Genomic DNA, 26,807 nt, shown 5'->3' with positions numbered 1-26,807 from the left:
CCTTTCAACGCATCGGGATGTTGCTGCCCTTGAAATTGGCTTTCTTGAGCAGCGATTCATACTGTTGCGACATAACGTACGACTGCACCTGCGCCATGAAGTCCATCGTGACGACGACAATGATCAGCAGCGACGTTCCGCCAAAATAAAACGGCACGTTCCAGCGCAGCACCAGAAACTCAGGCAGCAGACAGACGAACACGATATAAATCGCACCAGCCAGCGTCAGCCGCGTGAGGATGCGGTCGATATAGCGTGCGGTCTGATCGCCAGGACGAATCCCTGGAACGAAAGCACCGCTTTTCTTCAGGTTGTCGGCCGTTTCCCTGCTGTTGAACACCAGCGCGGTGTAGAAAAAGCAGAAAAACACGATCGCCAACGCATACAACAACACGTAGACGGGCTGCCCAGGCTTCAGCGCCTCCGCTACGTTGTGCAACGTCTGGTTGAACCAGCCGCCGCGCGAACCCGAGCTGAACCAGTTCAGGATCGTGGCCGGGAACAGGATGATCGACGATGCGAAGATCGGCGGAATCACGCCCGACATGTTCAACTTCAGCGGCAGGTGCGACGACTGCCCACCGTAAATCTTGTTGCCGACCTGGCGCTTCGCGTAGTTCACGAGAATCTTGCGCTGACCGCGCTCGATGAACACGACGACATAGGTCACGCCCGCAATCAGTGCCACGACGATGATCGCGGAAATGATGCTCATCGAACCCGTGCGCACCAGCTCGAAGAGCCCGCCGATCGCATTCGGAAATCCGGCCGCGATCCCACCGAAGATGATGATGGAGATGCCGTTGCCGAGCCCGCGCTCTGTAATCTGCTCACCGAGCCACATCAGGAACATCGTGCCCGTCACGAGCGTCACGACCGTCGTCAGCCGAAAGACCATGCCAGGATCGATCACGAGGCCCGGTTGGTTTTCGAGCGCAACGGCGATGCCGAACGCCTGGAACGTCGCCAGCAATACGGTGAAGACCCGCGTGTACTGCGTGATCTTCCGCTGCCCCGCCTGCCCTTCCTTCTTCAGCGCTTCGAGCTGCGGCGAAACGATCGCGAGCAGCTGCATGATGATCGACGAGGAGATGTACGGCATGATCCCCAACGCGAACACCGTGAACCGCGACAGCGCGCCACCCGAGAACATGTTGAACATGCCCAGGATGCCGCCAGATTGGCTTTGGAACAGCTTCGCCAACTGATCCGGGTCGATGCCCGGCACCGGAATATGCGCGCCGATTCGATAAACGACGAGCGCCAGCAGCAGAAAGACTGCTCGCCGGCGCAGGTCGCCGAACTTCGCTGCGCTTTTCCCGGTTTTTGCAAGACTCGGGCTGTTAGCCAAGTACCTTCTCCGATGCAAATACCATGACCGGCAATCGGCTTCTCACGCGAGCGAAAGCCAATTACTCGGCAAACGAGCCGCCGGCTGCAACGATTGCCGCGCGAGCGCCCTTCGTTGCACCCAGACCCTTCACGACGATCTTGCGCTTGATTTCGCCCGTGGCGATGATCTTGGCGCTTTTCGTCAGCTCGTTGACGAGACCGGCTTGCTTGAGCGCGAGCAGATCGATTTCGTCGACGGGCAGCTTTTCCAGGTCGGAGAGGCGCACTTCACCGACGAATTCCTTCGTCAGCGAGGTGAAGCCGCGCTTCGGCAAACGACGCTGCAGCGGCATCTGACCGCCTTCGAAGCCGACTTTGTGAAAGCCGCCCGAACGCGATTTCTGACCCTTGTGGCCGCGACCCGCAGTCTTGCCGAGGCCCGAGCCGATACCGCGGCCGACGCGGCGCTTGGCGTGCTTCGCGCCTTCGGCCGGCTTCAGGTTATTCAATTCCATATTCAACTCCTCGAGTCCCTGGTCCGCGCTCAGTCGACGACCTTAACAAGGTACGAAACCTTGTTGATCATGCCGCGCACGGCGGGCGTATCTTGCAGAACGCTAACCGAGTTGAGTCGGCGCAGGCCCAGGCCGCGCACCGTGGCACGGTGCGTTTCGCGGGTCCCAATCAGGCTCTTGACGAGCTGAACCTTGACAGTTTTTTCAGACATGGTGACCACCCAGGCATTAGCCCAAAATATCTTCGACCGACTTGCCGCGCTTGGCCGCAATGTCACCCGGCGTCGACTGCTTGCGCAGACCGTCGAGCGTCGCACGAACGAGGTTGTAAGGGTTCGTCGAACCGTGGCTCTTGGCCACGACGTTCTGAACACCCATCACGTCGAACACGGCGCGCATCGGGCCGCCGGCGATCACGCCGGTACCGTCCTTCGCCGGAGCGAGGAGGACCTTCGATGCGCCATGCTTGCCGTGCACTTCGTGCTGCAGCGTGCCGTTCTTGAGCGGCACCTTGAACATGTTGCGGCGAGCCTGCTCCATTGCCTTTTGCACGGCAACGGGCACTTCCTTCGCCTTGCCCTTGCCCATGCCGACACGGCCATCGCCGTCGCCAACCACGGTCAGGGCGGCGAAACCGAGAATCCGGCCACCCTTCACGACCTTGGTCACGCGATTGACCGAAATCATCTTTTCGCGAAGGCCGTCGTCGCGTTCGTCAGCCTGAACTTTCGCTTGCATCTTTGCCATGACGAATTCTTCCCTTAGAACTTGAGCCCGGCTTCGCGCGCCGCATCAGCCAGCGCCTTCACGCGGCCGTGGTAGCGGAAACCCGAGCGGTCGAAGGCGACGGATTCGATGCCGGCAGCCTTGGCTTTCTCCGCGATGCGCTTGCCGATCAGCGTGGCAGCGGCAACGTTGCCACCCTTGCCCGACTGGTCGGCCAGCTGAGCACGCACTTCGGCCTCGAGCGTCGACGCACTGGCGAGCACCTTGGTGCCGCAGGGCGAGAACACTTGCGCGTAGATATGCGTGTTCGTGCGGTGCACGGCGAGGCGTGCGACCTGCAGTTCGGCGATCTTGATACGCGTCTGACGAGCGCGGCGCAGGCGAGATTGAGTCTTATCCATGATTGCGCACCCTTACTTCTTCTTCGTTTCTTTGAGGATCACCACCTCGTCGGCGTAGCGCACACCCTTGCCCTTGTAGGGCTCAGGCGGGCGATAGCCGCGCACTTCGGCAGCGACTTGGCCGACTTGCTGCTTGTCGATCCCCTTGATCACGATTTCCGTTTGCGAGGGCGTTTCCGCCTTCACGCCTTGAGGCATCTGGTGCACCACCGGGTGCGAGAAGCCCAGCGACAGGTTCAGCTTGTCGCCTTGCGCTTGCGCACGATAGCCCACGCCCACGAGCGTCAGCTTACGCTCGAAACCTTTGGTGACACCGTGCACCATGTTCGCGACGATGGCACGCATCGTGCCTGACATCGCATTGGCTTCACGGCTTTCGCCGACCGGCTCGAACTTCAGGAACGCGCCGTCGACGACGATGTTCACGAGCTTGTTCAACGCTTGCGAAATCGTGCCGAGCGGGCCCTTCACCGTGATGAAGCCATCGGCGACCTTCACTTCGGCGCCGCTGAGCGCGACCGGGCTTTTACCTACTCGAGACATGTTTCTTCTCCTCTTTCGGCGTTAAGCGACGTAGCAGATGACTTCGCCGCCGACGCCATTCGCGCGCGCCTTGCGGTCCGTCATCACACCCTTGGGCGTCGAGACGATCGCCACACCGAGGCCATTCATGACCTGCGGAATGTCGTTGCGACCGCGGTACACGCGCAGACCAGGCTTCGAGACGCGCTCGAGGCGCTCGATCACCGGACGGCCCGCGTAGTACTTCAGCCCGATATGCAGATTCGACTTCACACCATCCGACTTCACAGCGAAGTCTTCGATATAGCCTTCGTCCTTCAGGACCTGCGCAATCGCCACCTTCACTTTCGACGAGGGCATCGTCACCGAGACTTTCTCGACCATCTGCGCATTGCGGATGCGAGTCAGCATATCGGCGATAGGATCACTCATGCTCATTTATGTTTCTCCTATTACCAGCTCGCCTTGGTGAGGCCGGGGATCTCGCCGCGGAACGCGATTTCACGAATCTTGTTACGCGCCAGTCCAAATTTGCGGAACGTGCCGCGCGGCCGACCCGTGATCGCGCAGCGATTGCGTTTGCGCGTCGGGTTGGCATTGCGGGGCAGTTGCTGCAGCTCGAGGCGAGCCGCATAGCGCTCTTCTTCCGACTTGCTTTGGTCGTCGATGATCGCCTTCAGCGCGGTGCGCTTCGGTGCGAACTTCGCCGCAAGGCGGGCGCGCTTCTTTTCACGTTCGATCAGTGCCAGTTTAGCCACGGTAACCTCAATTTCTGAACGGGAACTTGAAGCTGGCGAGCAGTGCCTTGGCTTCGTCGTCAGTCTTCGCAGTCGTCGTGATGCTGATGTTCAGCCCACGCAGCGCGTCGATCTTGTCGTAGTCGATCTCGGGGAAAATGATCTGCTCTTTCACACCGATGTTGTAGTTGCCGCGACCGTCGAACGCGCGACCCGAGATACCGCGGAAGTCGCGCACGCGCGGCAGCGCCACCGTGACGAAACGATCGAGGAATTCGTACATCGCGCGGCCGCGCAGCGTGACCATCGCGCCGATCGGATAGCCCTGACGGATCTTGAAGCCAGCGATAGCCTTGCGCGCTTTCGTCACGACAGGCTTTTGCCCAGCAATCTTCGTCAGATCGCCGACAGCGTTCTCGATGATCTTCTTGTCAGCGACGGCTTCGCCCAGACCCATGTTCAGCGTGATCTTGGTGATGCGCGGCACTTCCATGACGGACTTGTAACCGAACTTCTCGATGAGGCCGGGTACAACCTTCTCTTTGTAAAACTCTTGCAAACGAGCCATTTTTTTCACTCCGCAGCGTCAGGCACCGAGCACGGTACCGGTCGTCTTCAGGAAGCGGACTTTCTTGCCGTCCTCGACCTTGATGCCAACGCGCGAGGCCTTGCCGTTCGCGTCGACGAGCGCGACATTCGAAATATGCAGCGGCATCGTCTTGGCTTCCACACCGCCCGTCGTGCCCTTCATCGGGTTCGGCTTCACGTGTTTCTTGACGAGGTTGATGCCTTCCACCGTCACGTTGTCGCCGCCAACGGCGAGTACGACACCGCGCTTGCCTTTGTCCTTGCCGGTAATGACGACGACTTCGTCACCCTTGCGAATCTTGTTCATCGCGACTCCTTACAGCACTTCCGGCGCGAGCGAAACGATCTTCATGAACCGTTCGCTACGCAACTCACGCGTGACCGGCCCGAAGATACGGGTGCCGATGGGCTCGAGCTTGTTATTCAAAAGCACGGCGGCGTTACCGTCGAACTTGATCAGCGAGCCGTCCTGGCGACGCACGCCCTTGGCCGTACGCACGACCACGGCATTGTAGATTTCGCCTTTCTTCACGCGCCCGCGCGGCGTTGCCTCTTTGACGCTCACCTTGATGATGTCGCCGATGTTGGCGTAACGACGCTTCGAGCCGCCGAGCACCTTGATGCACATGACTTCACGCGCACCCGTGTTGTCGGCCACTTCAAGCCGAGATTCGGTCTGGATCATGGTTTACCTTTCCCAACTTAATCCGCCTGCACCACCATGGTTCAGCCGGTCAGTCTTGGTCCCGTCAGCCGCGCCGCTGTTACTACTAGGCCGCTTGGCTGTTTGGGTTGGAACAGCAGCGACGGCATCGGAAACCGCCATCGCAATCGAGTGAATCCTTCGCAACAGGCTGGCGCCCGTCGCCTCCCTTCCGGTTGGATCCCGCCTCGCCCGCAACGGATCCCAAAAAGAGGGAAGACCGAGATTATATCAAACAATCCCGGCCTTGCAAGCTAAATTTGCTGCACTTTCAACGACTTCCGCAGCAGCCACGGCGAGGCCTTCACAACCACCTCCCCGCCGGCCTGGCGTTCGGGCCCGATGTCTTGCGCGACCCGGTCCGACCGCCCGCGCCGAAGCGCGGTACTGCTTCGCTGCTTTAGATCACGCGGGCAGCTTCGACAAGACGCGACACAGCCCAGGCTTTCGTCTTCGAGATCGGACGCGTTTCCTGGATTTCAACGAGGTCGCCCTCGTTGTACGTGTTCGCATCGTCGTGTGCGTGGTACTTCTTCGAGCGCACGACGTACTTGCCGTAGATCGGGTGCTTCACGCGGTGCTCGACCAGCACGGTGACCGTCTTGTCCATCTTGTTGCTGACGACCTTGCCGATCAGCGTCCGCTTGAGCGAGGTTTTCACGCTATCGTTCATTTCTGGTTCGCCTTCTCAGTCAGGACGGTCCGCACGCGTGCGATATCGCGACGAACCTTCTTCAGCTGGCTCGTATTCGTGAGCTGCTGCGTCGCGAGCTGCATGCGCAGGCCGAATTGCGCTTTCAACAGGTCCGACAGCTCCTTGTTGAGCGCGGCCTTGTCTTTCTGGTGAAGTTCTGAAGCCTTCATCACTTGCTCCTTAGGCGCCCAGTTGGCGAACGATGAACGTCGTCTTCAGCGGCAGCTTGGCTGCGGCCAGACGGAACGCTTCACGCGCCAGCTCTTCGGTTACGCCATCCATTTCGTACAGCATCTTGCCCGGCTGGATCTCGGCGACGTAGTACTCAGGGTTACCTTTACCGTTACCCATCCGTACTTCAGCCGGCTTTTGCGAGATCGGCTTGTCCGGGAAAATGCGAATCCAAATGCGGCCGCCACGCTTGATGTGACGCGTCATGGCACGACGCGCCGCTTCGATTTGACGTGCGGTCAAACGGCCGCGACCGATAGCCTTCAGGCCGAATTCACCGAACGACACGGCGTTGCCGCGCGTCGCGACACCGGTGTTACGGCCCTTTTGCTCTTTGCGATACTTCCTGCGTTTCGGTTGCAGCATCGTTATTCTCCAGTCTTGCCGTCGCCACCGGCGCCACCACGACGCGGTGCGCCGCGGCGGGCACCCGAGGGCGCGCCACCTTCGCCGTCACGGCGGGGACGGCGCTCGCCCGGACGCGCATTGCGGCGCGGACGCTTTTCCTCGACGGGCTCTTCGACGACCGGAGCATCGTTGCGGCCGAGCGTGTCGCCCTTATAGACCCACACCTTGACGCCGATGATGCCGTACGTCGTCTTCGCTTCCGACGTTGCGTAATCGATGTCGGCACGCAGCGTATGGAGCGGTACGCGACCCTCGCGATACCACTCGGTACGCGCGATTTCGATACCGTTCAGGCGGCCGGCGCTCATGATCTTGATGCCCTGGGCACCGAGACGCATGGCGTTTTGCATCGCGCGCTTCATCGCGCGGCGGAACATGATCCGGCGCTCGAGCTGCTGCGTGATCGAATCCGCGATCAACTGAGCATCGGTTTCCGGCTTGCGGATTTCCTCGATGTTGACGTGGACCGGCACGCCCATGCGGCGTTGCAGCTCCGACTTCAACAACTCGATATCCTCGCCCTTCTTGCCGATGACGACGCCAGGACGCGAGCTGTAAATCGTGATGCGCGCGTTCTTCGCCGGACGCTCGATGACCACACGGCCCACCGAAGCGTTCTTCAGCTTCTTCTTCAAATACTCACGAACACCGATGTCTTCCTGGAGCATCGCCGCGAAATTGTTGTCGTTCGCGTACCAACGCGACGCCCAATTGCGGCTGACGGCCAGACGGAAGCCAGTCGGATGAATTTTCTGTCCCATCGTATGACCCCTTAATTCCCGACCGTCACAGTGATGTGACAGGATTGCTTCTCGATGCGGTTACCGCGGCCCTTCGCGCGCGCGGTGAAGCGCTTCAGCGAAGCAGCCTTGTCGACGTAGATGCTCTTGATCTTGAGCTCGTCGATATCGGCGCCTTCGTTGTGCTCCGCATTCGCGATCGCCGACAGCACGACCTTTTTCACGATGCCTGCCGCCTTCTTCGGCGAGAACGTCAGAACGTTCAGCGCCTTGTCGACCGGCAAACCGCGGATCTGGTCGGCCACAAGGCGCGTCTTCTGCGCCGAGATGCGGGCACCGCGATGAATTGCTTTCACTTCCATCTTGATTGCCCCTTATTTCTTGGCCTTCTTGTCGGCCGCGTGACCCTTGAACGTACGGGTCAATGCGAACTCGCCAAGTTTGTGGCCGACCATGTTTTCCGAGATGTACACCGGAACGTGCTGACGACCGTTGTGGACAGCGATCGTCAAGCCGATGAAGTCCGGAAGGATCGTCGAGCGACGCGACCAGGTCTTGATCGGCTTCTTGTCGCGCGAAGCTGCAGCCGCCTCAACTTTCTTCAGCAAATGGGCGTCGCAGAACGGACCTTTTTTTACAGAACGTGCCATTGTCTGCTCCTTAACGCTTGTGACGGCGCTGGACGATCATCGTCGTCGTGCGCTTGTTGCTGCGGGTGCGATAGCCCTTCGTCTGCTGGCCCCACGGGCTCACCGGATGACGGCCTGCCGCTGTACGACCCTCACCACCACCGTGCGGGTGATCGACCGGGTTCATCGCAACGCCACGCACCGTCGGGCGGATACCGCGCCAGCGGTTCGCACCGGCCTTGCCGATTTGGCGCAGGCTGTGCTCTTCGTTGCCGACTTCGCCGATCGTCGCGCGACACTCGATGTGCACGCGGCGGATTTCACCCGAACGCAGACGGACCTGCGCGTAGGTGCCTTCACGCGCCAGCAGCATCGCCGAGGTACCGGCCGAACGCGCCATTTGCGCACCCTTGCCCGGCATCATCTCGATGCAGTGGATCGTCGTACCGACCGGGATGTTGCGGATCGGCAGCGTGTTGCCTGCACGAATCGGCGCTTCGGAGCCGGACATCAGCTGTTGACCGACCGTCATGCCCTTCGACGCGATGATGTAGCGACGTTCGCCGTCGGCGTACAGCACGAGCGCGATGTTCGCGCTACGGTTCGGGTCGTATTCGATACGCTCGACCTTCGCGGGAATCCCGTCCTTCGTGCGACGGAAATCGATCACGCGATAGTGTTGCTTGTGACCGCCACCCTTGTGACGCGTCGTGATGTGACCGTTGTCGTTACGGCCGGCGGTCGAGGTCTTCTTGTCGACGAGCGCCGCGAACGGCTTGCCCTTGTGAAGATCCTTGTTGACCACCTTGACCATCGCGCGGCGTCCGGGCGAGGTCGGCTTAACTTTCACGAGTGCCATGATTACTTGGCCTCCGCTTCGAAGTTGATTTCCTGGCCCGGCTTCAGGCAGACATAAGCCTTCCTGACGTCCTTGCGGCGACCCATGAACCGGCCGAAGCGCTTCGCCTTGCCCTTCACATTGAGGACGTTGACCGAATCGACTTCCACCTTGAACAGCAACTCGACAGCAGCCTTGACTTCCTGCTTGGTCGCGTCCGGCGCGATTTCGAACACCACTTGCTCGTTCTTGTCGGCCACCAGCGTCGCCTTTTCGGAGATCACCGGCGCGAGCAGGACCTGCATCAAACGATGATCGTTCTTGCGATTCTCGCTCATGACAGCAACTCCTCGATCTGGGCGACCGCAGCCTTCGTGATCAGTACTTTCTTGAAGTAGATCAGCGAGAGCGGGTCCGCGTAACGCGGCTCGACAACCGCCACATGGGTGAGGTTGCGCGACGCGAGGTACAGGTTCTCGTCGACCGTGTCCGTAATCACGAGCACGGATTCGAGCCCCATGGCCTTGAACTTCTCGGCCAACAGCTTCGTCTTCGGCGCTTCGAGAGCGAGGTCTTCGACGACCGACAGACGGCCTTCGCGGGCAAGCTGCGAGAAGATCGAGCAGAGACCTGCGCGATGCATCTTCTTGTTGACCTTGTGCGAGAAGTTCTCTTCCGGCGAGTTCGGGAAGATCCGACCACCGCCACGCCACAGCGGGCTCGACGACATACCGGCACGGGCGCGGCCCGTACCCTTTTGGCGCCACGGCTTCTTCGTCGTGTGCTTGACCTGCTCGCGATCTTTCTGCGCGCGGTTGCCGCTGCGCGCGTTCGCTTGATAAGCGACGACGATCTGATGAATCAGGGCTTCGTTGTAGTCACGGCCGAACACGACGTCCGATGCGTTGACCGTCGCGCCTTCCTGTCCATTCGCATTCAGGAGCTTCAGTTCCATTATTTCGCTCCTTTCACGGCGCGCGCCTTCACAGCCGGCGTCACGAAAACCTTGCCACCCTTCGCGCCGGGAACGGCGCCCTTGACGAGCAGCAGCTTGCGATCCGCATCGATGCGAGCGATTTCGAGATTTTGCACCGTGACCGTATCGTCACCCATGTGACCGGTCATGCGCTTGCCAGGGAACACACGGCCCGGATCCTGCGCCATACCGATCGAACCCGGCACGTTGTGCGAACGCGAGTTACCGTGCGAGGCACGGCCCGAGGCGAAGTTGTAGCGCTTGATGGTACCGGCGTAGCCCTTACCGATCGACACGCCTTGCACGTCGATCTTCTGGCCCACTTCGAAGATATCGACACCGATCACGGCGCCAGCGCTGAGCTCGGCAGCCTTGGCGGCATCGATTTTGAATTCCTTGAGGATTTCACCGGCTTCGACGCCGGCTTTGGCGAGGTGACCTGCCAGCGGCTTCGTCACGCGCGATGCACGGCGCGCACCGAAAGCCACTTGAACGGCGATATAACCATCCGTTTCAACGGTCTTGATCTGCGTCACGCGGTTGTCGGACACGTCCAGCACGGTCACGGGAATCGAATCCCCTTCGGCCGTGAAGATACGGGTCATGCCAACCTTGCGACCTACGAGTCCAAGGCTCATCGTTTTCTCCATTCCCGACTGCGATTGGCCGGGGCTAATTTACAAAATGCCAGAGCCTTTCAACCCGCAATCCCGCGCCAGCAAAGGCTGCCAGGGATCGACAGGGGACCTGAACGGTTCCAGCTTTTTTACGCAAATGCGTGAAAAGCCTTGCATTATAGCGAGGCCCTTCGTTTTTCGCAAGCAATCAAAGACTTACCGCCATCCTCGAACAAGGATGGCGGCGCAAACCTTATTGCAGCTTGATTTCGACGTCCACGCCGGCCGGCAAATCGAGCTTCATCAGCGCGTCGACGGTCTTGTCCGTCGGATCGACGATGTCCATCAGACGCTGATGCGTGCGGATTTCCAACTGATCGCGCGACGTCTTGTTGACGTGCGGCGAGCGCAGGATGTCGAAGCGCTGGATGCGGGTGGGCAGCGGCACGGGGCCACGGACGATCGCGCCGGTCCGCTTCGCCGTCTCGACGATCTCGGCAGCCGATTGATCGATCAAACGATAGTCGAACGCCTTGAGGCGAATACGGATTTTCTGCTTTTGGATCTGCTGCATGACGATTCCTTGGAAAGAGCGAGGCGGCTTTGCACCGCCGGATTGGTAAAGAACGAGGGGTCGGGCTCCCGCCAGGAAGCTGGTGCCCGACCCCGGACACGACTACTTCGTACAACTGCGCGCCAATGCCTATCGCGTTGGCGCGAAGCCGACGATTTTACTCGATGATCTTCGCAACGACACCTGCACCGACGGTACGGCCGCCTTCGCGGATGGCGAAGCGCAGGCCTTCTTCCATGGCGATCGGCGCGATCAGCTTGACCGTGATCGCCACGTTATCGCCCGGCATCACCATTTCCTTGTCCTTCGGCAACTCGATCGAGCCCGTCACGTCCGTCGTACGGAAGTAGAACTGCGGACGGTAGTTGTTGAAGAACGGCGTGTGACGACCGCCTTCGTCCTTGCTCAGCACGTACACCTCGGCCGTGAAGTGCGTGTGCGGCGTGATCGAACCCGGCTTGGCCAACACCTGGCCGCGCTCCACGTCTTCACGCTTCGTGCCGCGCAGCAAGATCCCCACGTTGTCGCCCGCTTGACCCTGGTCCAGCAGCTTGCGGAACATCTCCACGCCCGTGCACGTCGTCTTCACCGTCGGCTTGATACCGACGATTTCGATTTCCTCGCCAACCTTGATCACGCCCCGCTCGACGCGGCCCGTCACCACCGTGCCGCGACCCGAGATCGAGAACACGTCTTCCACCGGCATCAGGAACGCACCGTCCACCGCACGCTCCGGCGTCGGAATGTACGTGTCCAGCGCATCGGCCAGGTTCATGATCGCCACCTCACCGAGCTCGCCCTTGTCGCCTTCCAGCGCCAGCTTGGCCGAACCCTTGATGATCGGCGTGTCGTCGCCCGGGAAGTCGTACTTCGACAGCAGCTCGCGCACTTCCATTTCCACCAGCTCGAGCAGCTCCGCGTCGTCCACCATGTCGCACTTGTTCAGGAACACGATGATGTACGGCACACCGACCTGACGCGCCAGCAGGATGTGCTCACGCGTTTGCGGCATCGGGCCGTCAGCGGCCGAGCACACCAGGATCGCGCCGTCCATCTGCGCCGCGCCCGTGATCATGTTCTTCACGTAGTCCGCGTGGCCCGGGCAATCGACGTGCGCATAGTGACGGTTCGCCGTCTCGTACTCCACGTGCGCCGTGTTGATCGTGATGCCGCGCGCCTTTTCTTCCGGCGCCGCGTCGATCTGGTCGTACGCCTTTGCCTCGCCGCCGAACTTCGCCGTCAGCACCGTCGTGATTGCCGCCGTTAGCGTGGTCTTGCCGTGATCCACGTGACCGATCGTGCCGACGTTCACGTGCGGCTTGGTCCGCTCAAATTTACCTTTAGCCATGATTCTCTTCTTTCAAAAAGTGGTCGATGAGAAGGATTCGCCGTACGCGGCTTACTTCGACTTTGCGCTGATGATGGCGTCCGCCACGTTACGCGGCGCCTCAGCGTAATGCTTGAACTCCATCGTGTACGTTGCGCGGCCTTGCGTCAGCGAGCGCAGCGACGTCGAGTAGCCGAACATTTCCGACAACGGCACTTCGGCGCGAACGATCTTGCCGCCGCCGACCATGTCTTCCATGCCCTGAACGATGCCGCGACGGCCCGACAGGTCGCCCATCACGTTACCCATGTAGTCTTCCGGCGTTTCGACTTCCACGGCCATCATCGGTTCGAGGATGACCGGGCTTGCCTTGCGCATCGCTTCCTTGAAGGCCATCGAGCCGGCCATACGGAACGCGTTTTCGTTCGAGTCCACATCGTGGTACGAACCGAACGTCAGATGCACCTTGACGTCGACGACCGGGAAGCCCGCGAGCACACCGCTCTTGAGCGTTTCCTGAATACCCTTGTCGACCGCGGGAATGTATTCGCGAGGAATGACACCGCCCTTGATCTCGTCGAGGAATTCATAGCCCTTGCCCTGCTCGTTCGGCTCGAGCGTGATGACCGCGTGACCGTACTGGCCGCGACCGCCCGACTGCTTGACGAACTTGCCTTCGACATCGGCCGCCGTCGCGCGGATCGTTTCGCGATACGCCACTTGGGGCTTGCCGACCGTCGCTTCCACGTTGAATTCGCGCTTCATCCGGTCGACGAGAATTTCGAGGTGCAGCTCGCCCATGCCCGAAATAATCGTCTGGCCCGACTCTTCGTCCGTTTGCACGCGGAACGACGGATCTTCTTGCGCCAGACGGTTCAGCGCCAGGCCCATCTTTTCCTGGTCGGCCTTCGTCTTCGGCTCGACGGCCTGCGAGATCACCGGCTCCGGGAAGATCATGCGTTCGAGCACGATCGGGTGCTGCGGATCGCACAGCGTGTCTCCCGTCGTCGCTTCCCTCAAGCCGACGGCCGCGGCGATGTCGCCCGCGCGCACTTCCTTGATTTCTTCGCGCTGATTCGCGTGCATCTGCAGAATCCGGCCCAGACGCTCCTTCTTGTCCTTCGTCGAATTCAGCACCGTATCGCCCGAGTTCACGACACCCGAGTAGACGCGGAAGAAGATCAACTGGCCGACGAACGGGTCGGTCATAATCTTGAATGCGAGCGCCGAGAACTTCTCGTCGTCCGCCGCCCTGCGCTCGGCCGATTCACCGCTTTCGAGTTCGCCCTTGACCGGCGGAATATCGACCGGCGACGGCAGAAAATCGATCACGGCGTCGAGCATGCGCTGCACGCCCTTGTTCTTGAACGCGGTGCCGCAGAGCATCGGCTGGATTTCGCAGGCGATCGTGCGGTCGCGCAGCGCCTTGACGATTTCCGCTTCCGTCAGCTCTTCGCCGCCGAGATACTTCTCCATCAGTTCTTCGTTGGCTTCGGCAGCCGACTCGATCATCTTCTCGCGCCACTCGTTGCAGGTGTCGACGAGTTCAGCGGGAACGTCCACGTAGTCGAACTTCGTACCTTGCGACGCTTCGTCCCAAATGATGGCCTTCATCTTCAGGAGGTCGACGACACCCTTGAAGTTCTCTTCCGAGCCGATCGGCACGACGACGGGCACCGGATTCGCCTTCAGGCGCGTCTTCAACTGGTCGTAGACCTTGAAGAAGTTCGCGCCGGTGCGGTCCATCTTGTTCACGAACGCGAGGCGCGGCACCTTGTACTTGTTCGCCTGACGCCACACCGTTTCCGATTGCGGCTGCACGCCACCCACGGCGCAATACACCATGCAGGCGCCATCGAGCACGCGCATCGAACGCTCCACTTCAATCGTGAAGTCGACGTGACCCGGGGTGTCGATGATGTTGATGCGGTGTTCCGGATAGTTGCCGCCCATGCCCTTCCAGAAGGCAGTCGTCGCGGCCGACGTGATGGTGATGCCGCGCTCTTGCTCCTGCTCCATCCAGTCCATGGTTGCAGCGCCGTCGTGAACCTCGCCGATCTTGTGGTTCACGCCGGTGTAAAACAGAATGCGCTCGGTCGTCGTCGTTTTGCCGGCGTCGATGTGAGCGCTAATACCGATGTTGCGGTAGCGCTCGATAGGAGTCTTGCGAGCCACTTTTATCCTCTATTGGATCGCACAACGCATCTGATGAAAGGCGTTGCGCCCTAACACAAACGGGCGAGGCGCTAAAAAGCGCACCCGCCCGGAATTTTTTCCGATTGAGCCAGCGATGAGCGGCTTAGAAACGGAAATGCGAGAACGCCTTGTTGGCCTCGGCCATCCGGTGCACTTCGTCGCGCTTTTTCATTGCGCCGCCACGGCCTTCCGCAGCTTCACTCAGTTCACCGGCGAGGCGCAATGCCATCGACTTCTCGCTGCGCTTTTTCGCGGCCTCGCGCAACCAACGCATCGCCAATGCCATACGACGCGACGGGCGCACTTCGACCGGAACCTGATAGTTGGCCCCACCAACGCGGCGGCTCTTCACTTCGACCACCGGCTTCACGTTGTTGAGCGCAACCGTGAACACTTCCAGCGGGTCCTTGCCACCCTTGGTCTGGATTTGTTCGAAAGCGCCATAAACGATGCGCTCGGCAACCGACTTCTTGCCCGAGAGCATCAGGACGTTCATGAACTTTGCAACATCAACGTTACCGAACTTCGGATCCGGCAACACTTCCCGCTTGGGGACTTCGCGACGACGCGGCATGTTTCTTTCCTTTACTTTTCAGTTGGAGCGCTGCTTTCACTGACGCTCCGCGGTCACCAACAAACCCGATCCATCCTTCGACTAACCAGCTTGGCCGGGTGACCACTTACTCGACAGCGCCGACGATTTCGGCACCACCGCCCTTGTTGAATCCGAAAACCGGTTACTTGCCGGCCTTCGCGCGCTTCGCACCGTACTTCGAGCGAGCCTGCTTACGGTCCTTGACGCCTTGCGTATCGAGCGAGCCGCGAACCATGTGATAGCGCACACCCGGCAAGTCCTTCACGCGACCGCCGCGGATCAGCACAACCGAGTGTTCCTGCAGGTTGTGGCCTTCACCGCCGATATACGAAATGACTTCGAAGCCGTTCGTCAGACGAACCTTGGCGACCTTACGGAGCGCCGAGTTAGGCTTTTTAGGCGTCGTGGTGTACACGCGTGTGCACACACCGCGACGCTGGGGGCAGTCCTGCAAGGCCGGGCTCTTGCTCTTCGTCGTTTCCGACGTGCGGCCTTTGCGAACCAGTTGATTGATGGTTGGCATTGTGTATTCCCGAAATTGAAAAAAGCGACGCACCGCCGGCCGGGCAAAGCGGACAGCGATACGCCTGACGCATCCTGGATGGAGCAGCCCGCACGGGCATTCCACGAACAGGAACCCGGCATGATATTGCGAAAAGGTCAAGTGCGTCAATAGCTTGCGGTTGATGATCAGACCGGGGGCGCAGGGGGCGCGGAACGCCCGCCCGAGTCCTGCGGCTACGCAACCACGGCCCTCCTTGTCGTTTATCGCGGGCTATTAGTTTTATCAGGGCGGGCCGCCCCGCTTCGGTCGTACGCTGTGCCATGAATCGCGGACCAACTGCTGCCTCAAAACTTAATTCGAGGTGAATAAGCCATGTCACTCCCACATACCGGACGATATTACGCTGAACTCTCGATGTGGGCTCAACTAGCCTGGGGGTGGTCGATCATTGTGAATGACATTGAACCCCTGCGCACTCCCACTGGGAATGATTTCAACCCCTACAAAGATTACTATGCCGCTTTTGCTCGACACATCAACTTCATGAAACCATGGAGGAGCAGGACCTTCATGCAATTTATTGGCTCACTCAACAAGTTCGACGCGACAATTAACCCGCGCTGGAGAAAATATACCGACGACGCGACCCAAGCACTCGAGTTCATTGACTTCATTATTGACAACCCCACTGAACTCGTGAACATGAAACTCGTCGAAGAAACACGGCGGCGCATCGGAAATTGGCAACAAAGCGCGCAGCGCATAGTAGAAGCTTGCAATATTCTGCAAGCCGACCTGTCCAAAATCAACATGGCCACGCTTAGTAGAGTAGGCGGTGGCCCCGCCCAAAAACCGTTAGCCAAAATGCTTCGCGACCTCAAGGAAGGCCTTCCCCCCGACCTACAAACATCGGCCAATAATCTCGATCAATTGCCCAGCACAATTTCCGATATTAATGTCAAAATCGCCACGGAAATGCAGTCACCGACCTTCTTCACCAAATTCGGCCCGGCGATTTTTCTCGTCATCGTGTTGGTGGCAATAAGTGTAAGTCTGTTCATGGGATGGATCCAGCTGGCTTTCACTCTGGCTTTTGGCACTGCCGTGTCCCTCGCAGGCATTGTAGATTACCTCACTGATGGGGCGCAATGGCAGAAGGATTTGGCAGCCCGGATCGCGGCGCTCAGCAAAGACCTCAAAGACGCTCAGGGGAAATATCGGAAAGCGCTGGAGGACTCAAGCAAAAATGCCGGACTTATTGCCTTCGCAAGCCTTGATTCCGTGGCGGAGACGGCTTGGCAACTGAGCAACGCCACGCAAATGGCCATCTTCTCGGGCGAATTGCTCGTCAAGCGCTATACGGCAAAACTAATGGGAGGTGTCGACGATCAAGGCAGCCTTCAAGAAGGAGTCGTTCCAGTGCTGAACCAGATCGACGCTATTATCGATGCAGGAGAGATAACTCCTGAGGCCGAGGAAAAGCTCAAAGAATTACGCGATAAATTGAAAGTTCGCAAAACTTCACCACCGGACCCTGACAAGCCGCCGGCAGTCTTCGATCCCAACGCCTACGACTTTGACTTCGTGTACCCTGGCATGAGAATACAGCGAGGATGGTACAAAATTCAGGAAGGCCTAAAAATTCGCGTCGGAAAACCGATCATCCAATTCGGGAATGTCGAGGCGAGCAAGCTGACGACAATAAATTATGTCAAAATCAGCTAACGCAATTCCGGCGAGATGCTGTCTGACGTCGCGTGAAGAGACTTCCACTCGACTGAACCGCAAACCATCGGGTCACTGGACTCGGATGCCAACCCGGTATGAGCTATCTGGCGGGAGAGAAATGTGAGCACAAGCTATAGCGGGCTCGTAACGCAATTCTACTTTGGCAGCGCAGACGACAACTCTGGCGCCGTCGGCTTCACCATAACAGATATCAAGAATAGGGAATACATCGGTGTCATGGAGGGGAAAACCGCGAGCCTATCGTCAGCCAGTTACGCCATCATATTTACGACTGCGATGATGAACGGCTATGAGGTCGAGGTCACCAGTGCCAATAATGACGGCACGTATGATCGTGTGGTGTTGCTGTCGCCCGATATGATGGAGCATGGACTCGACCCAACGCCGATCTGATCATTTCCATACCGTGCCACGCCTCTCGACGAGAGCTGCCGCATTGAGAGCTGCTCCGATATTGGCGTAAGGCATCCAGAGGAATCGCATATGAAAGTGCTTACCGGACAAGCAGCGGCAACGAAACAAATTATTGGTGGCGTCACCATGTTTCAGTTCGGCGATGCCGCGTCGCCGGGCCTCGTCAGGTTCCAGGTTACGGATAGCAAGAAGAAAACGCATAAAGGTCGTATGCAATACCGCTTTGACGATCAGTCGTCGTCTGGATTTGCGCTTCTTTTTACGACAGCCATGGTGAATGGCTATCAAGTGGAAGCGGTTTATTCCAGCACGCAGGATGACGAGGTTGTCTGCACCAGCATCCGCTTGGTTTCGCCCGCGTAGTGGCTCGCCTGTCGATGCAGGATGCGAATCGAGAATGCGATACCCGACCGGAGGCAAACGTGAGTACCCCTAGTGGCTCTGTGACAACAGCAACGAGCATTACCGGTACCGTCACCGAATTCCGGTTCGGTGACACCGCTAACGCCGGCACCATCCAATTCAAGGTAACCGATAGTAGCGCGACAGTACATTCCGGCACGATGACAACAGGCATTGAAGATTTGTCATCGACCGGTTTTGCCATTGTTTTCATACGCGCTATGGCGAGCGGTTATCAAGTGACCGTTGCTTCGGCGAACGGTACGACCTATGACGGCGTGACGTTGCTGTCTCCGGTCTGACACAAGCAGACGTAAGCCGACGCGATCAACCGTGCCGCGATAGGAGAGAAATATGAGCACGACAAACGATGCGGCAACACTCACGCATAGTGAAGCCGACACAACGCTGCAACAGATTAGCGGTATCCAAACAACGAATTCGCCCACGCTGGCAAAATACAAACACGCGCTGTGGCTCGCGTGCCTGGAGAATTCGCACTACGCAACGGCATCGTTTGCCAAGGCAGCATGGACAGTGGCCTCGGAAGCAATCAAGAGCAATAACCAATCGGGACCTCCGGTACTGGTCGATCTCAACGGAACGCTTTACCTCGTGCATCGGGCCGATACCTCTGATGACCTTTATTGCATGAAGTACGATGGCACGACATGGTCAGCCGACTCCTGGATGTTTCAGGCGACGGGCATGCCAGCGGCCACGGCACTCGGGGCGGTGGCATACGGTAAGACAAGCGCAAGAAAGTTATATGTAGCGTGGCGCGACGCAACTAACGGCAACGCGATAGGGATCAACAGCTCCGATGGCCAAACGGCGTGGCCCAATACCAATCTGCAACACGTCCCTGGAATAGCGACCTCACAATCGCCCGCGCTTGCCGTGTACAGCAAGAAATTGTATCTGATCCACACAGCCAACGATTCCACCAACTACATCAATTACACACACACCGTTGATGGGACAACATGGAAAACGCCCGAAGGCGTCGTCCAGGACGCGGCGACGAAACTGTATGCGACGACAACGCGAGCGCCTGCGGTGGCGACGTTCGACGGGAAGTTATGGGTAGTGTACGTGGACGGGTCCAACCATCTGTCCTTCGCGACCTTCGACGGCACCGGATGGACACTACTGGGGAGTTTGACAAGCCTCAGCGTAACGGACTCGCCAGCTCTGGCGACATACTCTGTAAATGGCAACGCTCACCTCTTCTGCACCGCGCGCGACTCGGACGGAGTTATCTGGTGGTTTTCAGTCGAGGCCGGCGCGGCGAAAAATATCACGGGATACGTTACCAGTTATACGTTCGGCAGCGAGGACGACCCTTCCGCGGTTAGCTTCGAGATCACGTCAAAAAACGGGACCGCACATAAAGGTTCGATGGTGGATTTGAGCGAAACGGCGTCTACAGGCTATACAGCCATTTTTACCATGGCACTCGCTAATGGTTACGAAGTCGTCGCTCTTGACTCCCACGTCGATTTCAACGAGTACAGCGGCGTGACACTTGTTCAACCGACGTTGACATAAGTCAAACGCTGACTAATGTGGCTGACGTTTATTTCGCTGAAGCCAGATGAGCGTGACAATGAAGACCATTGAGGAACACGACATGGGCAGCATTTCGGGTAGCGCGGTAGCGCCGGCGCCGGCTTTCTCGGCCACGGTACAGATTTCCGGCTTGAACATCAGCGGTTCACCCGCGCTCGCATACCGGAACGGAACACTGTACTTGGCGTATGCGAAGTCCGCGGCATCGGATGCCGGCGCGCAGAATGCCATCTGGTGTGCAGCCTTCGACGGCAGTGAATGGTCGAGCAATACGGACAGCGGCTTCGAAACATCGAGCTCACCGGTGCTGGTGGCCTTCAAAAAGAAGTTATATCTGCTCTACCAATCCACATCCAACGAAATCAAGTATGCAACCAGCACCGACGGGATTAGCTGGTCGACGGAATCTCAAGTCCCCGGTGCCCTCGTTTCGGGCTGGCCCGCCGCCGTGACCTACCAGAACACAATGTACGTCGTGAACCAGGGTGCGAGCAATGATGGCACGTTGTGGTGCACGACAACCTCCGACGGAACGACATGGTCGTCGAATGTTCAGATTTCGACTGACAAGATATCGGGGTCTCCTGCGCTCGCAGTATTCAAAAAGCATCTGTATCTTGTATACCGGCCCAACGGTACGGAACTACTGAAATACATGAGCTACGACGGCTCGGCTTGGTCGTCGGCGAACTCGGTTCCGTGCCAACTATCCGAGTCTCCCGCACTGGCGGTGTTCAACGGTACGCTGTACCTGGTGTATCAGGGGGCTTCCGCCACCGGCACGCGCGGTCAACTCTGGTACTCGGCGTTCGATGGAAACAGTTGGGGGCCGAGCACCTATGTCAGCAATACCGTGGAGAACGCGTCGCCGGCCCTGGCTGTATTCCCCGGCGTTCCCGATGCGCAGGGCACGCTCGTATGCGCTGAAAGCAGAAGCGACGGCAGCGTTTACTGGCAGGGACTCTCCGGCACGAACAATGTAACCGGCTTTGTGACCAAATTCGACGTAGGCAACGTGAGCGACAAGAACGCCATTACGTTCGAGATTACTGATGTCTTCGGTTTCCCGCGCACCGGCACGATGCATTTCGATGCGACGAACCAACGATCCGGTAGCTACGCCATCATTTTTTCGACGGCGATGGCGAACCGGTACAAGGTGCGGGCCTTGTTTTCCCCGAGCGACAGCAAGTATGGTGGCGTGGCGTTGCTCGCGCCGGTGTAAGCGATCAGTGACGGCGATAACGGATGAAGGATTGGCACGGTCACCCATTCGAAACGTTGCGGTTGGTTTCAGTTTCGGTACGCATAAAGGAGCACGCAAATGGCCAATCCCGGTCCCGTCGTCGGGTTTGTCGATGTAATCGAGTTCGGAAATCCAGACGGTAGCAACAGCGGCACCATCGCCGTCGAAGTCCTGGACGAAGATGGTATAGATACCTACCAAAACACGATTGGCGTCGACGCACATTGCTCCTTCGCAATGCTGACGGTGCTTACTACGGCGATGCTCAATGCACAAAAGGTCGAGATCATGAAGACCGATCCCGATCCAGACCAGCCGACATGGTTCGGAGCGACGATATATGGCGCCCTCTAGGTCGGGATGGCCATCGCCCATATGTGCGGCGCACACTGCGATATAAAGCGATTACGTATGACAAGCGATCGATAAAGGAGAAGACGGTGGACGGAAAGGACGACATCTTCAGGACCGTCTTGGGTCCTGTAATTGCCTTCGATTATTCGCAGACTATCAACGTTCTCGAGCCGTCCAGCGCTTCGGGTCCGTCATTCGTTGTGGCTGGTAAAAAGGGGGGAAAGCTCAGGTCCGCGGCGGGATCGGTAACGCGTCATCTACAGCACTCACCTTCATGCTTTCGACAGCACTCGTATATCGTCTGTGGGGAATCAAGGCCAGCTCGACTTACCCACCGGGCGTCAACCAAAGCATGGGCGTCTCCCTGTACGCGAGCACGCAAACGTAGAAGTGGGCGGCTGTGCCTTTTCTCCTCCCCGACAATGCGCGATCGACACGAATGGAGATGACTCGCTGGGGCGAAAACGCTCAATCCGCCCCAACAACCTCGAGCAACTCGTCCCCAAAGCGCTCGAGCTTGCGCGCGCCGATTCCAGGGATATGACGCAAATCGTGGATCGAATCAGGCGCCGCCCGCGCGATTTCCGCCAGCGTAGCGTCATGAAAGATGACATAGGCCGGCACGCCATCGCGCTTGGCCGTATCGGTGCGCCATGTGCGCAGCCGCTCCCACCGTGCGCGCTCACGTGGCCCGAGACCGGCGGCCGGATCCACTCGCTGGGCCGAGCGCCCCGCCGATTGCCGGCTGCGTACCGGCTTGACGTACCGCCGCAATGTCACCGTCGTCTCGCCCTTCAGAACGGGCTTGCTAGCCTCCGTCAAAACGAGCGCGCCAAATCCGTCGTGATCGACCGCGAGGTAACCGAATGCCACCAGTTGTCGAAAGACAGCCCGCCATTCGGCATCGGACAACTCGCCACCAATCCCAAAGGTGCTGAGCGCCTCATGGCCGCGCTGCAGAATTTTCTCGGTTCGATTGCCACGCAGAATGTCGATCAGATGACCGGCGCCGAAGTTGAATCCGCTCGCGCGCTGCGCCCGGAACACACATGACAGTGCCATTTGCGCCTCACGCGTCGCGTCCCACGACGCCGGCGGTTCCAGACAGGTATCGCAATTGCCGCACGGCTCGCTCGCCTCGCCAAAGTAAGCCAGTAAACGCACACGCCGGCATGTCGCTGTTTCGCATAATCCAAGCAACGCATCGAGTTTGCCCGTCTGCACACGCTTGTGGGCTTCGTCGGCATCCGACTCGTCGATCATCTTGCGCTGCTGCACGACATCGCCGAGCCCATACGCCATCCACGCATTCGCAGGCAGACCGTCGCGCCCCGCACGGCCCGTCTCCTGATAGTAGCCCTCCACGCTTTTGGGCAGATCCAGATGCGCGACGAAGCGCACGTCCGGTTTGTCGATACCCATGCCGAATGCGATCGTCGCGCACATGACGATGCCCTCTTCGCGCTGGAACATCTCCTGATGACGCTGCCGCGTTTCGAACTCCATGCCCGCGTGATACGGCAGCGCGCGCAGCCCCTGCGCCTTCAGCCATTCAGCCGTTTCCTCGACTTTGCGGCGCGACAGGCAATAAACGACGCCGGCGTCGCTCGTGCCGTCGCTGTTCAGGTGCTCCGCGCGAATGAAGTCGATGAGCTGCGCACGCGCATTGTCCTTTTCGACGATCCGATAGCGGATATTCGGCCGATCGAAGCTCGACACGAAAATGCGCGCATCGTCGAGCGCCAGGCGATGGACGATCTCGTCGCGGGTGATCGCATCGGCCGTCGCCGTCAACGCGATTCGCGGTACGCGCGGAAAACGCTCATGCAGCACCGACAGCTGAATGTACTCGGGCCGGAAATCGTGCCCCCATTGCGACACACAGTGCGCCTCGTCGATCGCGAAAAGACCGATGCGGGCGCGCTCGAGCAACTCGAGAAAACGCGGCGTCATCAGCCGCTCCGGCGCGACGTACAACAGATCGATCTGGCCCTCGCGCAGCGCGCGCTCGGTCGCCGCAGCCTCGGCGCCTGAGAGCGTGGAATTCAGAAACGCCGCGCGCACGCCCACTTCCGTCAGCGCCGCGACCTGGTCCTGCATCAGCGCGATCAATGGGGAAACGACAATGCCGGCCCCGAGTCCGGCCTCGCGGCGTACGAGCGCGGGTATCTGGTAACACAGCGACTTGCCGCCGCCGGTGGGCATCAGCACGAGGCAATCGCCGCCCGCGGCGACGTGCTCGACGATGTCGTGCTGCTGTCCTCGAAAGGCGGGATAACCGAATACCTCATTGAGGATTTCAAGAGCACGCGACATGAGCGATGGGAGCAGGCGAAGGAGCTGACGTCCCCGAATTCTACCAATGGACCGCCCCGCCGCATCGGCAAGATTGCCGCGTTGGCCGATCGGACAGCCTGTTTCGGATACCCTGCGCCAACTTCGGAGCGACGCCCGCGCACACCCGAGAAGGGCCTAGGCTTGCATCGCCCATTCCTCGATACCGAGCTGACCATTCGACGATGTCGATTTCGCCCACCGGCCGCGGCTCACGCAGGGAAGAACCGCAGCGTTTGCCCGACGACCGATCGCCTTCGAACCACGTTTCGCGCGACAAACCGCCGGACGGTTCGCGCGCAGACGGACCCCTTGACGACCTCGCACGCTTGAACACTGAGCGAACAGCGGCGCGCGCCGCGTTTCGCGCGAAGCAGGCTCCCCGCCGCCAGCCAATCTTCACCGCGTCCGGGCCTGACGCGCTTGCGTCCATCGATGCAACGCAGCTCATCGCTAAATGGGCAGCCGGCAGCCGCCTGCGGCGCGCAACCGACCTGGCTGTCGATGCCTTGCTTGCCCCTGCGACGCTTACGTTGCTGGCCGGCGCAGGTATCGCGCTGGCGCTCGAAGGCAAGGTGGGGACCGTCCGATTCAATTCCCCGCGTGTGGGCATGAACCACGAGATATTTCTAATGCATAAGCTCCGCACGCTGCTGGGCGGTGATCAATCCGACAGCAGTTCGGGTGCCCACGACCCGCGCGCGACGAAAGTCGGCGACTTTCTGCGCACGTACATCATCGACGAAATGCTCACGCTTCCGACCAATGTCGTGAAGGGCCAGATGCAGCTCGTGGCACATCGGCCCTTAGTGCCGGAAGACCTCGAGATAATGAGCGAAAGGCTGCGCCCGGAGGACAATCACATCTGGCATGCCGTGTATGGTGCCGAGCCCCCCGGTTTCCTGAGCGCGTTCGGCAATTTGAGCCCCTTTCTCGATGAGGAATCGGACGAATACCTGCGCGCGCGTGCGGTGCTCGACGTCTGGCAGGCAATCAATGCGGGGCCGGCCTTGTCGCGGCGGATCATCGCCGATACGGTCCGCATCGGCCTTGGCAAGATCAAGGATCCGTCTCAGCTCGCGGGCTACCGCGAAACCCACGGCGCTCATAGCCTGACGTTAGCCGCATGAACGCCGCGCTCGCGCGTCGAGTCCGCCGATGCCCCGCCAACCGCGTGCAATAATCCCTTCTTGCCCGCGATGCTTGTTTTCCTTCCGACGGAGGTGCCCATGAGCGCGTCAACCGCTGTGCTAGCCATTCTCGCCGCATTATTCCTGGGCGCGATGATTCCCGGGCCGAGCTTCGTCATCGTTGCCCGCAATGCAATCGGTTTGTCGCGCAGCGATGGATTGGCCACCGCACTCGGAATGGGCGTCGGCGGCATCTTTTTCGGCAGCATTGCATTGGCAGGGCTGTACACGGTGCTGCAGGCCGTCGAATGGCTATACATCGGCCTCAAGATCGCAGGCGGCGCATATTTGGTTTTTGTAGCGTCGAAGATATGGCGCGGAGCAGGGCACGCCATCGCGATGGACAAGGAATTCGACGCGAGACCGGCCAACCCGCGCCGCTCTTTCTGGATGGGCCTGACCACGCAATTGAGCAATCCGAAGACGGCAATCTGGTACGGCAGCATTTTTGCCGCGCTGCTGCCGCAGCATCCGCCCGTATGGTGTTACTTCTTACTGCCGCCGCTCGTGTTTGCCGTCGAATGCGGCTGGTACACGGTCGTGGCGCTCGGCTTTTCGAGCCGCGGCCCGCGCGAAATGTATTTGCGCGCCAAGAAGTGGGTCGATCGGATCGCGGCCGGCGCAATCGCTGCACTGGGCCTGCGCCTGATCCTCACGGCGCCGAAAGCCGGCATTTGACGGGCCTATGAACAGCAGCATCGATCCGATCCCCGCGGCCGCCTCGGGGGAGCCCAAAACCGGCTCGCGATGGGGGCAGGACAGAAGACTCGAGTTCATCGACTTTCGGCTGCAGTGGGACGGCAGGCTCAACCGCAGCGATCTGACGGACTTCTTCGGTATCTCGGTGCCGCAGGCATCGCTCGACATCGCTCGCTATCAAGAGGTGCGGCCCGGGAACATGCAGTACGACCGCAGCTTGCGAGTCTATGTCGCCACGCCCGCCTTTTCGCCCGTCTTTCCGGTCAGCCACCCATCGCGCTATCTGAATGAACTGCTGGCGGCCGCGACGGGTGTACTGCCCCGAGACGCCACGTTCGTGGGCTGGTGGCCGCCGGTCGGAATCGCGCCGATGCCTGCGCAAACGCTCGACGTCGAGGTGCTGACTGCGTTGCTGCGCGCCATGCGGAACCGAACGGGCTTGCGGCTGCGCTACCAGTCGACGGCCTTTTCCGATCCGCAGAGCCGGGCAATGACGCCGCATGCACTGACGTTCGACGGCTTGCGGTGGCATGTGCGCGCGTTCTGCCATCTCGAGCGCCGCTTTCGCGATTTCGCGATCACCCGCATGTTGAAGGTGGAAGGCGAAGAGCCGGCAGGTTTGGGCGGGGCGGACGACGACGAGTGGCAGACCGTCGTGACACTCGTGCTGGCACCCAACCCCGAACTTGGACAGCACCGTGCTCGCGTCGTCGAACTCGATTACGGCATGGTCGACGGCGAGCTCCATCTGTCGTGCAGGCAGGCATTGCTTTTCCATACCCTCAGGCAGCTGGGCCTGCGCAATGGCTCGGCTGCCAGACCCGGGGACGTACCGCTCGTTCTCGTCAATCGCGACGAGGTCGAATCGCTGCTGCCGGCGTAGTGTCGGGCGCAACGCTTAGCGGGCACTTGGCAGTTAAGAAAGCCGCACCAAGAGCACCGCGACCGTCGCGTTGCTCTGCATTGGGCCTCAGTAAGCGCTGAAGCGCTAAC

Annotated in this window: 37 protein-coding genes; 10 read left to right on the top strand and 27 right to left on the bottom strand. The window is 59.7% G+C overall.

Features of this window, described 5'->3' with window-relative positions:
• Positions 1–4: 4 nt before the first annotated feature.
• From secY to rpsL, 26 genes are all read right to left on the bottom strand, one after another.
• The gene (gene secY, locus ACR9ZC_RS08610; RefSeq protein ID WP_481579975.1) at positions 5–1,351 is read right to left on the bottom strand and encodes a preprotein translocase subunit SecY; all 1,347 of its coding nucleotides are present in this window, start codon (positions 1,349–1,351) and stop codon (positions 5–7) included.
• A 61-nt stretch (positions 1,352–1,412) separates the two neighbouring features.
• Positions 1,413–1,847 (bottom strand): 50S ribosomal protein L15, encoded by a 435-nt coding sequence (rplO, locus tag ACR9ZC_RS08605; RefSeq protein ID WP_481579974.1) that lies wholly within the window; start codon positions 1,845–1,847, stop codon positions 1,413–1,415.
• Positions 1,848–1,876: 29 nt separating this feature from the next.
• On the bottom strand, positions 1,877–2,059 hold the full coding sequence (gene rpmD / locus ACR9ZC_RS08600) for a 50S ribosomal protein L30 (protein WP_217283238.1): 183 nt from the start codon (positions 2,057–2,059) through the stop codon (positions 1,877–1,879).
• A 16-nt stretch (positions 2,060–2,075) separates the two neighbouring features.
• Positions 2,076–2,594: a 30S ribosomal protein S5 gene (gene rpsE, locus ACR9ZC_RS08595; protein ID WP_331568784.1), complete on the bottom strand. Its 519-nt coding sequence runs from the start codon at positions 2,592–2,594 to the stop codon at positions 2,076–2,078.
• Positions 2,595–2,608: 14 nt separating this feature from the next.
• Positions 2,609–2,974 carry a 50S ribosomal protein L18 gene (gene rplR, locus ACR9ZC_RS08590; RefSeq protein WP_008923336.1) on the bottom strand — a complete coding sequence of 122 codons (366 nt, stop codon included), beginning with the start codon at positions 2,972–2,974 and terminating at the stop codon, positions 2,609–2,611.
• Positions 2,975–2,986: 12 nt separating this feature from the next.
• Positions 2,987–3,517, bottom strand: a complete 531-nt coding sequence (rplF, locus tag ACR9ZC_RS08585) for a 50S ribosomal protein L6 (RefSeq protein WP_331568782.1) — start codon at positions 3,515–3,517, stop codon at positions 2,987–2,989.
• Positions 3,518–3,538: 21 nt separating this feature from the next.
• Positions 3,539–3,934 (bottom strand): 30S ribosomal protein S8, encoded by a 396-nt coding sequence (gene rpsH, locus ACR9ZC_RS08580; protein ID WP_173256843.1) that lies wholly within the window; start codon positions 3,932–3,934, stop codon positions 3,539–3,541.
• 14 nt (positions 3,935–3,948) lie between these two features.
• Positions 3,949–4,254, bottom strand: coding sequence for a 30S ribosomal protein S14 (gene rpsN, locus ACR9ZC_RS08575; protein WP_173256842.1), 306 nt, complete (start codon positions 4,252–4,254; stop codon positions 3,949–3,951).
• Between the two features lie 7 nt (positions 4,255–4,261).
• Positions 4,262–4,801: a 50S ribosomal protein L5 gene (rplE, locus tag ACR9ZC_RS08570; protein WP_173256841.1), complete on the bottom strand. Its 540-nt coding sequence runs from the start codon at positions 4,799–4,801 to the stop codon at positions 4,262–4,264.
• A gap of 18 nt (positions 4,802–4,819) precedes the next feature.
• Positions 4,820–5,128 (bottom strand): 50S ribosomal protein L24, encoded by a 309-nt coding sequence (rplX, locus tag ACR9ZC_RS08565; protein ID WP_331568780.1) that lies wholly within the window; start codon positions 5,126–5,128, stop codon positions 4,820–4,822.
• A 9-nt stretch (positions 5,129–5,137) separates the two neighbouring features.
• Positions 5,138–5,506, bottom strand: a complete 369-nt coding sequence (rplN, locus tag ACR9ZC_RS08560; RefSeq protein ID WP_026229630.1) for a 50S ribosomal protein L14 — start codon at positions 5,504–5,506, stop codon at positions 5,138–5,140.
• A gap of 418 nt (positions 5,507–5,924) precedes the next feature.
• Entirely contained in the window at positions 5,925–6,197 is a 273-nt protein-coding gene (gene rpsQ / locus ACR9ZC_RS08555) for a 30S ribosomal protein S17 (protein ID WP_173256839.1), read from the bottom strand.
• On the bottom strand, positions 6,194–6,388 hold the full coding sequence (gene rpmC, locus ACR9ZC_RS08550; protein ID WP_075159014.1) for a 50S ribosomal protein L29: 195 nt from the start codon (positions 6,386–6,388) through the stop codon (positions 6,194–6,196). The genes rpsQ and rpmC overlap by 4 nt, the downstream gene beginning before the upstream one ends.
• 10 nt (positions 6,389–6,398) lie before the next feature.
• Positions 6,399–6,815 carry a 50S ribosomal protein L16 gene (gene rplP / locus ACR9ZC_RS08545; RefSeq protein WP_173256838.1) on the bottom strand — a complete coding sequence of 139 codons (417 nt, stop codon included), beginning with the start codon at positions 6,813–6,815 and terminating at the stop codon, positions 6,399–6,401.
• A gap of 2 nt (positions 6,816–6,817) precedes the next feature.
• Positions 6,818–7,618: a 30S ribosomal protein S3 gene (gene rpsC / locus ACR9ZC_RS08540; protein WP_481579973.1), complete on the bottom strand. Its 801-nt coding sequence runs from the start codon at positions 7,616–7,618 to the stop codon at positions 6,818–6,820.
• Positions 7,619–7,629: 11 nt separating this feature from the next.
• Positions 7,630–7,959 (bottom strand): 50S ribosomal protein L22, encoded by a 330-nt coding sequence (gene rplV / locus ACR9ZC_RS08535; RefSeq protein WP_004199272.1) that lies wholly within the window; start codon positions 7,957–7,959, stop codon positions 7,630–7,632.
• A 12-nt stretch (positions 7,960–7,971) separates the two neighbouring features.
• Positions 7,972–8,247, bottom strand: coding sequence for a 30S ribosomal protein S19 (gene rpsS / locus ACR9ZC_RS08530; RefSeq protein WP_004199273.1), 276 nt, complete (start codon positions 8,245–8,247; stop codon positions 7,972–7,974).
• Between the two features lie 10 nt (positions 8,248–8,257).
• Positions 8,258–9,085, bottom strand: a complete 828-nt coding sequence (gene rplB / locus ACR9ZC_RS08525; RefSeq protein ID WP_481579972.1) for a 50S ribosomal protein L2 — start codon at positions 9,083–9,085, stop codon at positions 8,258–8,260.
• A 2-nt stretch (positions 9,086–9,087) separates the two neighbouring features.
• On the bottom strand, positions 9,088–9,402 hold the full coding sequence (rplW, locus tag ACR9ZC_RS08520; protein WP_173256835.1) for a 50S ribosomal protein L23: 315 nt from the start codon (positions 9,400–9,402) through the stop codon (positions 9,088–9,090).
• Positions 9,399–10,019: a 50S ribosomal protein L4 gene (gene rplD, locus ACR9ZC_RS08515; protein ID WP_331568776.1), complete on the bottom strand. Its 621-nt coding sequence runs from the start codon at positions 10,017–10,019 to the stop codon at positions 9,399–9,401. Before rplD ends, rplW begins: the two co-directional genes overlap by 4 nt.
• Positions 10,019–10,678: a 50S ribosomal protein L3 gene (rplC, locus tag ACR9ZC_RS08510; protein WP_481579971.1), complete on the bottom strand. Its 660-nt coding sequence runs from the start codon at positions 10,676–10,678 to the stop codon at positions 10,019–10,021. The genes rplD and rplC overlap by 1 nt, the downstream gene beginning before the upstream one ends.
• A 232-nt stretch (positions 10,679–10,910) precedes the next feature.
• Positions 10,911–11,222 (bottom strand): 30S ribosomal protein S10, encoded by a 312-nt coding sequence (gene rpsJ, locus ACR9ZC_RS08505; protein WP_331568851.1) that lies wholly within the window; start codon positions 11,220–11,222, stop codon positions 10,911–10,913.
• A gap of 166 nt (positions 11,223–11,388) precedes the next feature.
• Positions 11,389–12,579 (bottom strand): elongation factor Tu, encoded by a 1,191-nt coding sequence (tuf, locus tag ACR9ZC_RS08500; RefSeq protein ID WP_481579957.1) that lies wholly within the window; start codon positions 12,577–12,579, stop codon positions 11,389–11,391.
• Positions 12,580–12,630: 51 nt separating this feature from the next.
• Positions 12,631–14,733: an elongation factor G gene (gene fusA, locus ACR9ZC_RS08495; RefSeq protein WP_331566659.1), complete on the bottom strand. Its 2,103-nt coding sequence runs from the start codon at positions 14,731–14,733 to the stop codon at positions 12,631–12,633.
• A gap of 124 nt (positions 14,734–14,857) precedes the next feature.
• Positions 14,858–15,328: a 30S ribosomal protein S7 gene (gene rpsG, locus ACR9ZC_RS08490; RefSeq protein WP_006053291.1), complete on the bottom strand. Its 471-nt coding sequence runs from the start codon at positions 15,326–15,328 to the stop codon at positions 14,858–14,860.
• A gap of 163 nt (positions 15,329–15,491) precedes the next feature.
• Complete coding sequence (gene rpsL / locus ACR9ZC_RS08485; protein WP_006053290.1) at positions 15,492–15,872, bottom strand: 30S ribosomal protein S12; 381 nt, start codon at positions 15,870–15,872, stop codon at positions 15,492–15,494.
• A gap of 354 nt (positions 15,873–16,226) precedes the next feature.
• Between rpsL and ACR9ZC_RS08480 the strand changes: the two genes are divergently transcribed.
• The 7 genes from ACR9ZC_RS08480 to ACR9ZC_RS08450 all read left to right on the top strand — a co-directional run bounded on the left by ACR9ZC_RS08480 (position 16,227) and on the right by ACR9ZC_RS08450 (position 21,591).
• Positions 16,227–17,579 carry a hypothetical protein gene (locus ACR9ZC_RS08480; RefSeq protein ID WP_481579970.1) on the top strand — a complete coding sequence of 451 codons (1,353 nt, stop codon included), beginning with the start codon at positions 16,227–16,229 and terminating at the stop codon, positions 17,577–17,579.
• 123 nt (positions 17,580–17,702) lie between these two features.
• Positions 17,703–17,996 carry a hypothetical protein gene (locus tag ACR9ZC_RS08475; protein WP_481579969.1) on the top strand — a complete coding sequence of 98 codons (294 nt, stop codon included), beginning with the start codon at positions 17,703–17,705 and terminating at the stop codon, positions 17,994–17,996.
• Positions 17,997–18,086: 90 nt separating this feature from the next.
• Positions 18,087–18,380, top strand: coding sequence for a hypothetical protein (locus ACR9ZC_RS08470; protein WP_481579968.1), 294 nt, complete (start codon positions 18,087–18,089; stop codon positions 18,378–18,380).
• Between the two features lie 59 nt (positions 18,381–18,439).
• Positions 18,440–18,721 (top strand): hypothetical protein, encoded by a 282-nt coding sequence (locus ACR9ZC_RS08465; protein ID WP_481579967.1) that lies wholly within the window; start codon positions 18,440–18,442, stop codon positions 18,719–18,721.
• Positions 18,722–18,773: 52 nt separating this feature from the next.
• On the top strand, positions 18,774–19,970 hold the full coding sequence (locus ACR9ZC_RS08460) for a hypothetical protein (RefSeq protein WP_481579966.1): 1,197 nt from the start codon (positions 18,774–18,776) through the stop codon (positions 19,968–19,970).
• Between the two features lie 58 nt (positions 19,971–20,028).
• A complete protein-coding gene (locus ACR9ZC_RS08455) occupies positions 20,029–21,216 on the top strand; it encodes a sialidase family protein (protein WP_481579965.1) in 1,188 nt (395 codons plus the stop codon).
• 99 nt (positions 21,217–21,315) lie between these two features.
• Positions 21,316–21,591, top strand: coding sequence for a hypothetical protein (locus tag ACR9ZC_RS08450; RefSeq protein WP_481579964.1), 276 nt, complete (start codon positions 21,316–21,318; stop codon positions 21,589–21,591).
• 468 nt (positions 21,592–22,059) lie between these two features.
• Here the strand turns inward: ACR9ZC_RS08450 and recQ are convergent, their stop codons facing one another.
• Positions 22,060–23,907 carry a DNA helicase RecQ gene (gene recQ / locus ACR9ZC_RS08445; RefSeq protein WP_481579963.1) on the bottom strand — a complete coding sequence of 616 codons (1,848 nt, stop codon included), beginning with the start codon at positions 23,905–23,907 and terminating at the stop codon, positions 22,060–22,062.
• 347 nt (positions 23,908–24,254) lie between these two features.
• On the opposite strand from recQ, the gene ACR9ZC_RS08440 reads away from it, so the two are divergent.
• The 3 genes from ACR9ZC_RS08440 (at position 24,255) to ACR9ZC_RS08430 (ending at position 26,697) form a co-directional block, all read left to right on the top strand.
• Positions 24,255–25,055 (top strand): sugar transferase, encoded by an 801-nt coding sequence (locus ACR9ZC_RS08440; RefSeq protein ID WP_481579962.1) that lies wholly within the window; start codon positions 24,255–24,257, stop codon positions 25,053–25,055.
• 99 nt (positions 25,056–25,154) lie between these two features.
• On the top strand, positions 25,155–25,793 hold the full coding sequence (locus ACR9ZC_RS08435) for a LysE family translocator (RefSeq protein WP_481579961.1): 639 nt from the start codon (positions 25,155–25,157) through the stop codon (positions 25,791–25,793).
• 7 nt (positions 25,794–25,800) lie between these two features.
• A complete protein-coding gene (locus ACR9ZC_RS08430) occupies positions 25,801–26,697 on the top strand; it encodes a BrxR family helix-turn-helix transcriptional regulator (RefSeq protein ID WP_481579960.1) in 897 nt (298 codons plus the stop codon).
• Positions 26,698–26,807 lie beyond the last annotated feature (110 nt).

Source organism: Trinickia sp. HAY1-2D (assembly GCF_056754935.1).
The sequence above is the reverse complement of the archived record's forward strand: the minus strand, read 5'-3'. Positions and strand labels throughout refer to the sequence as shown.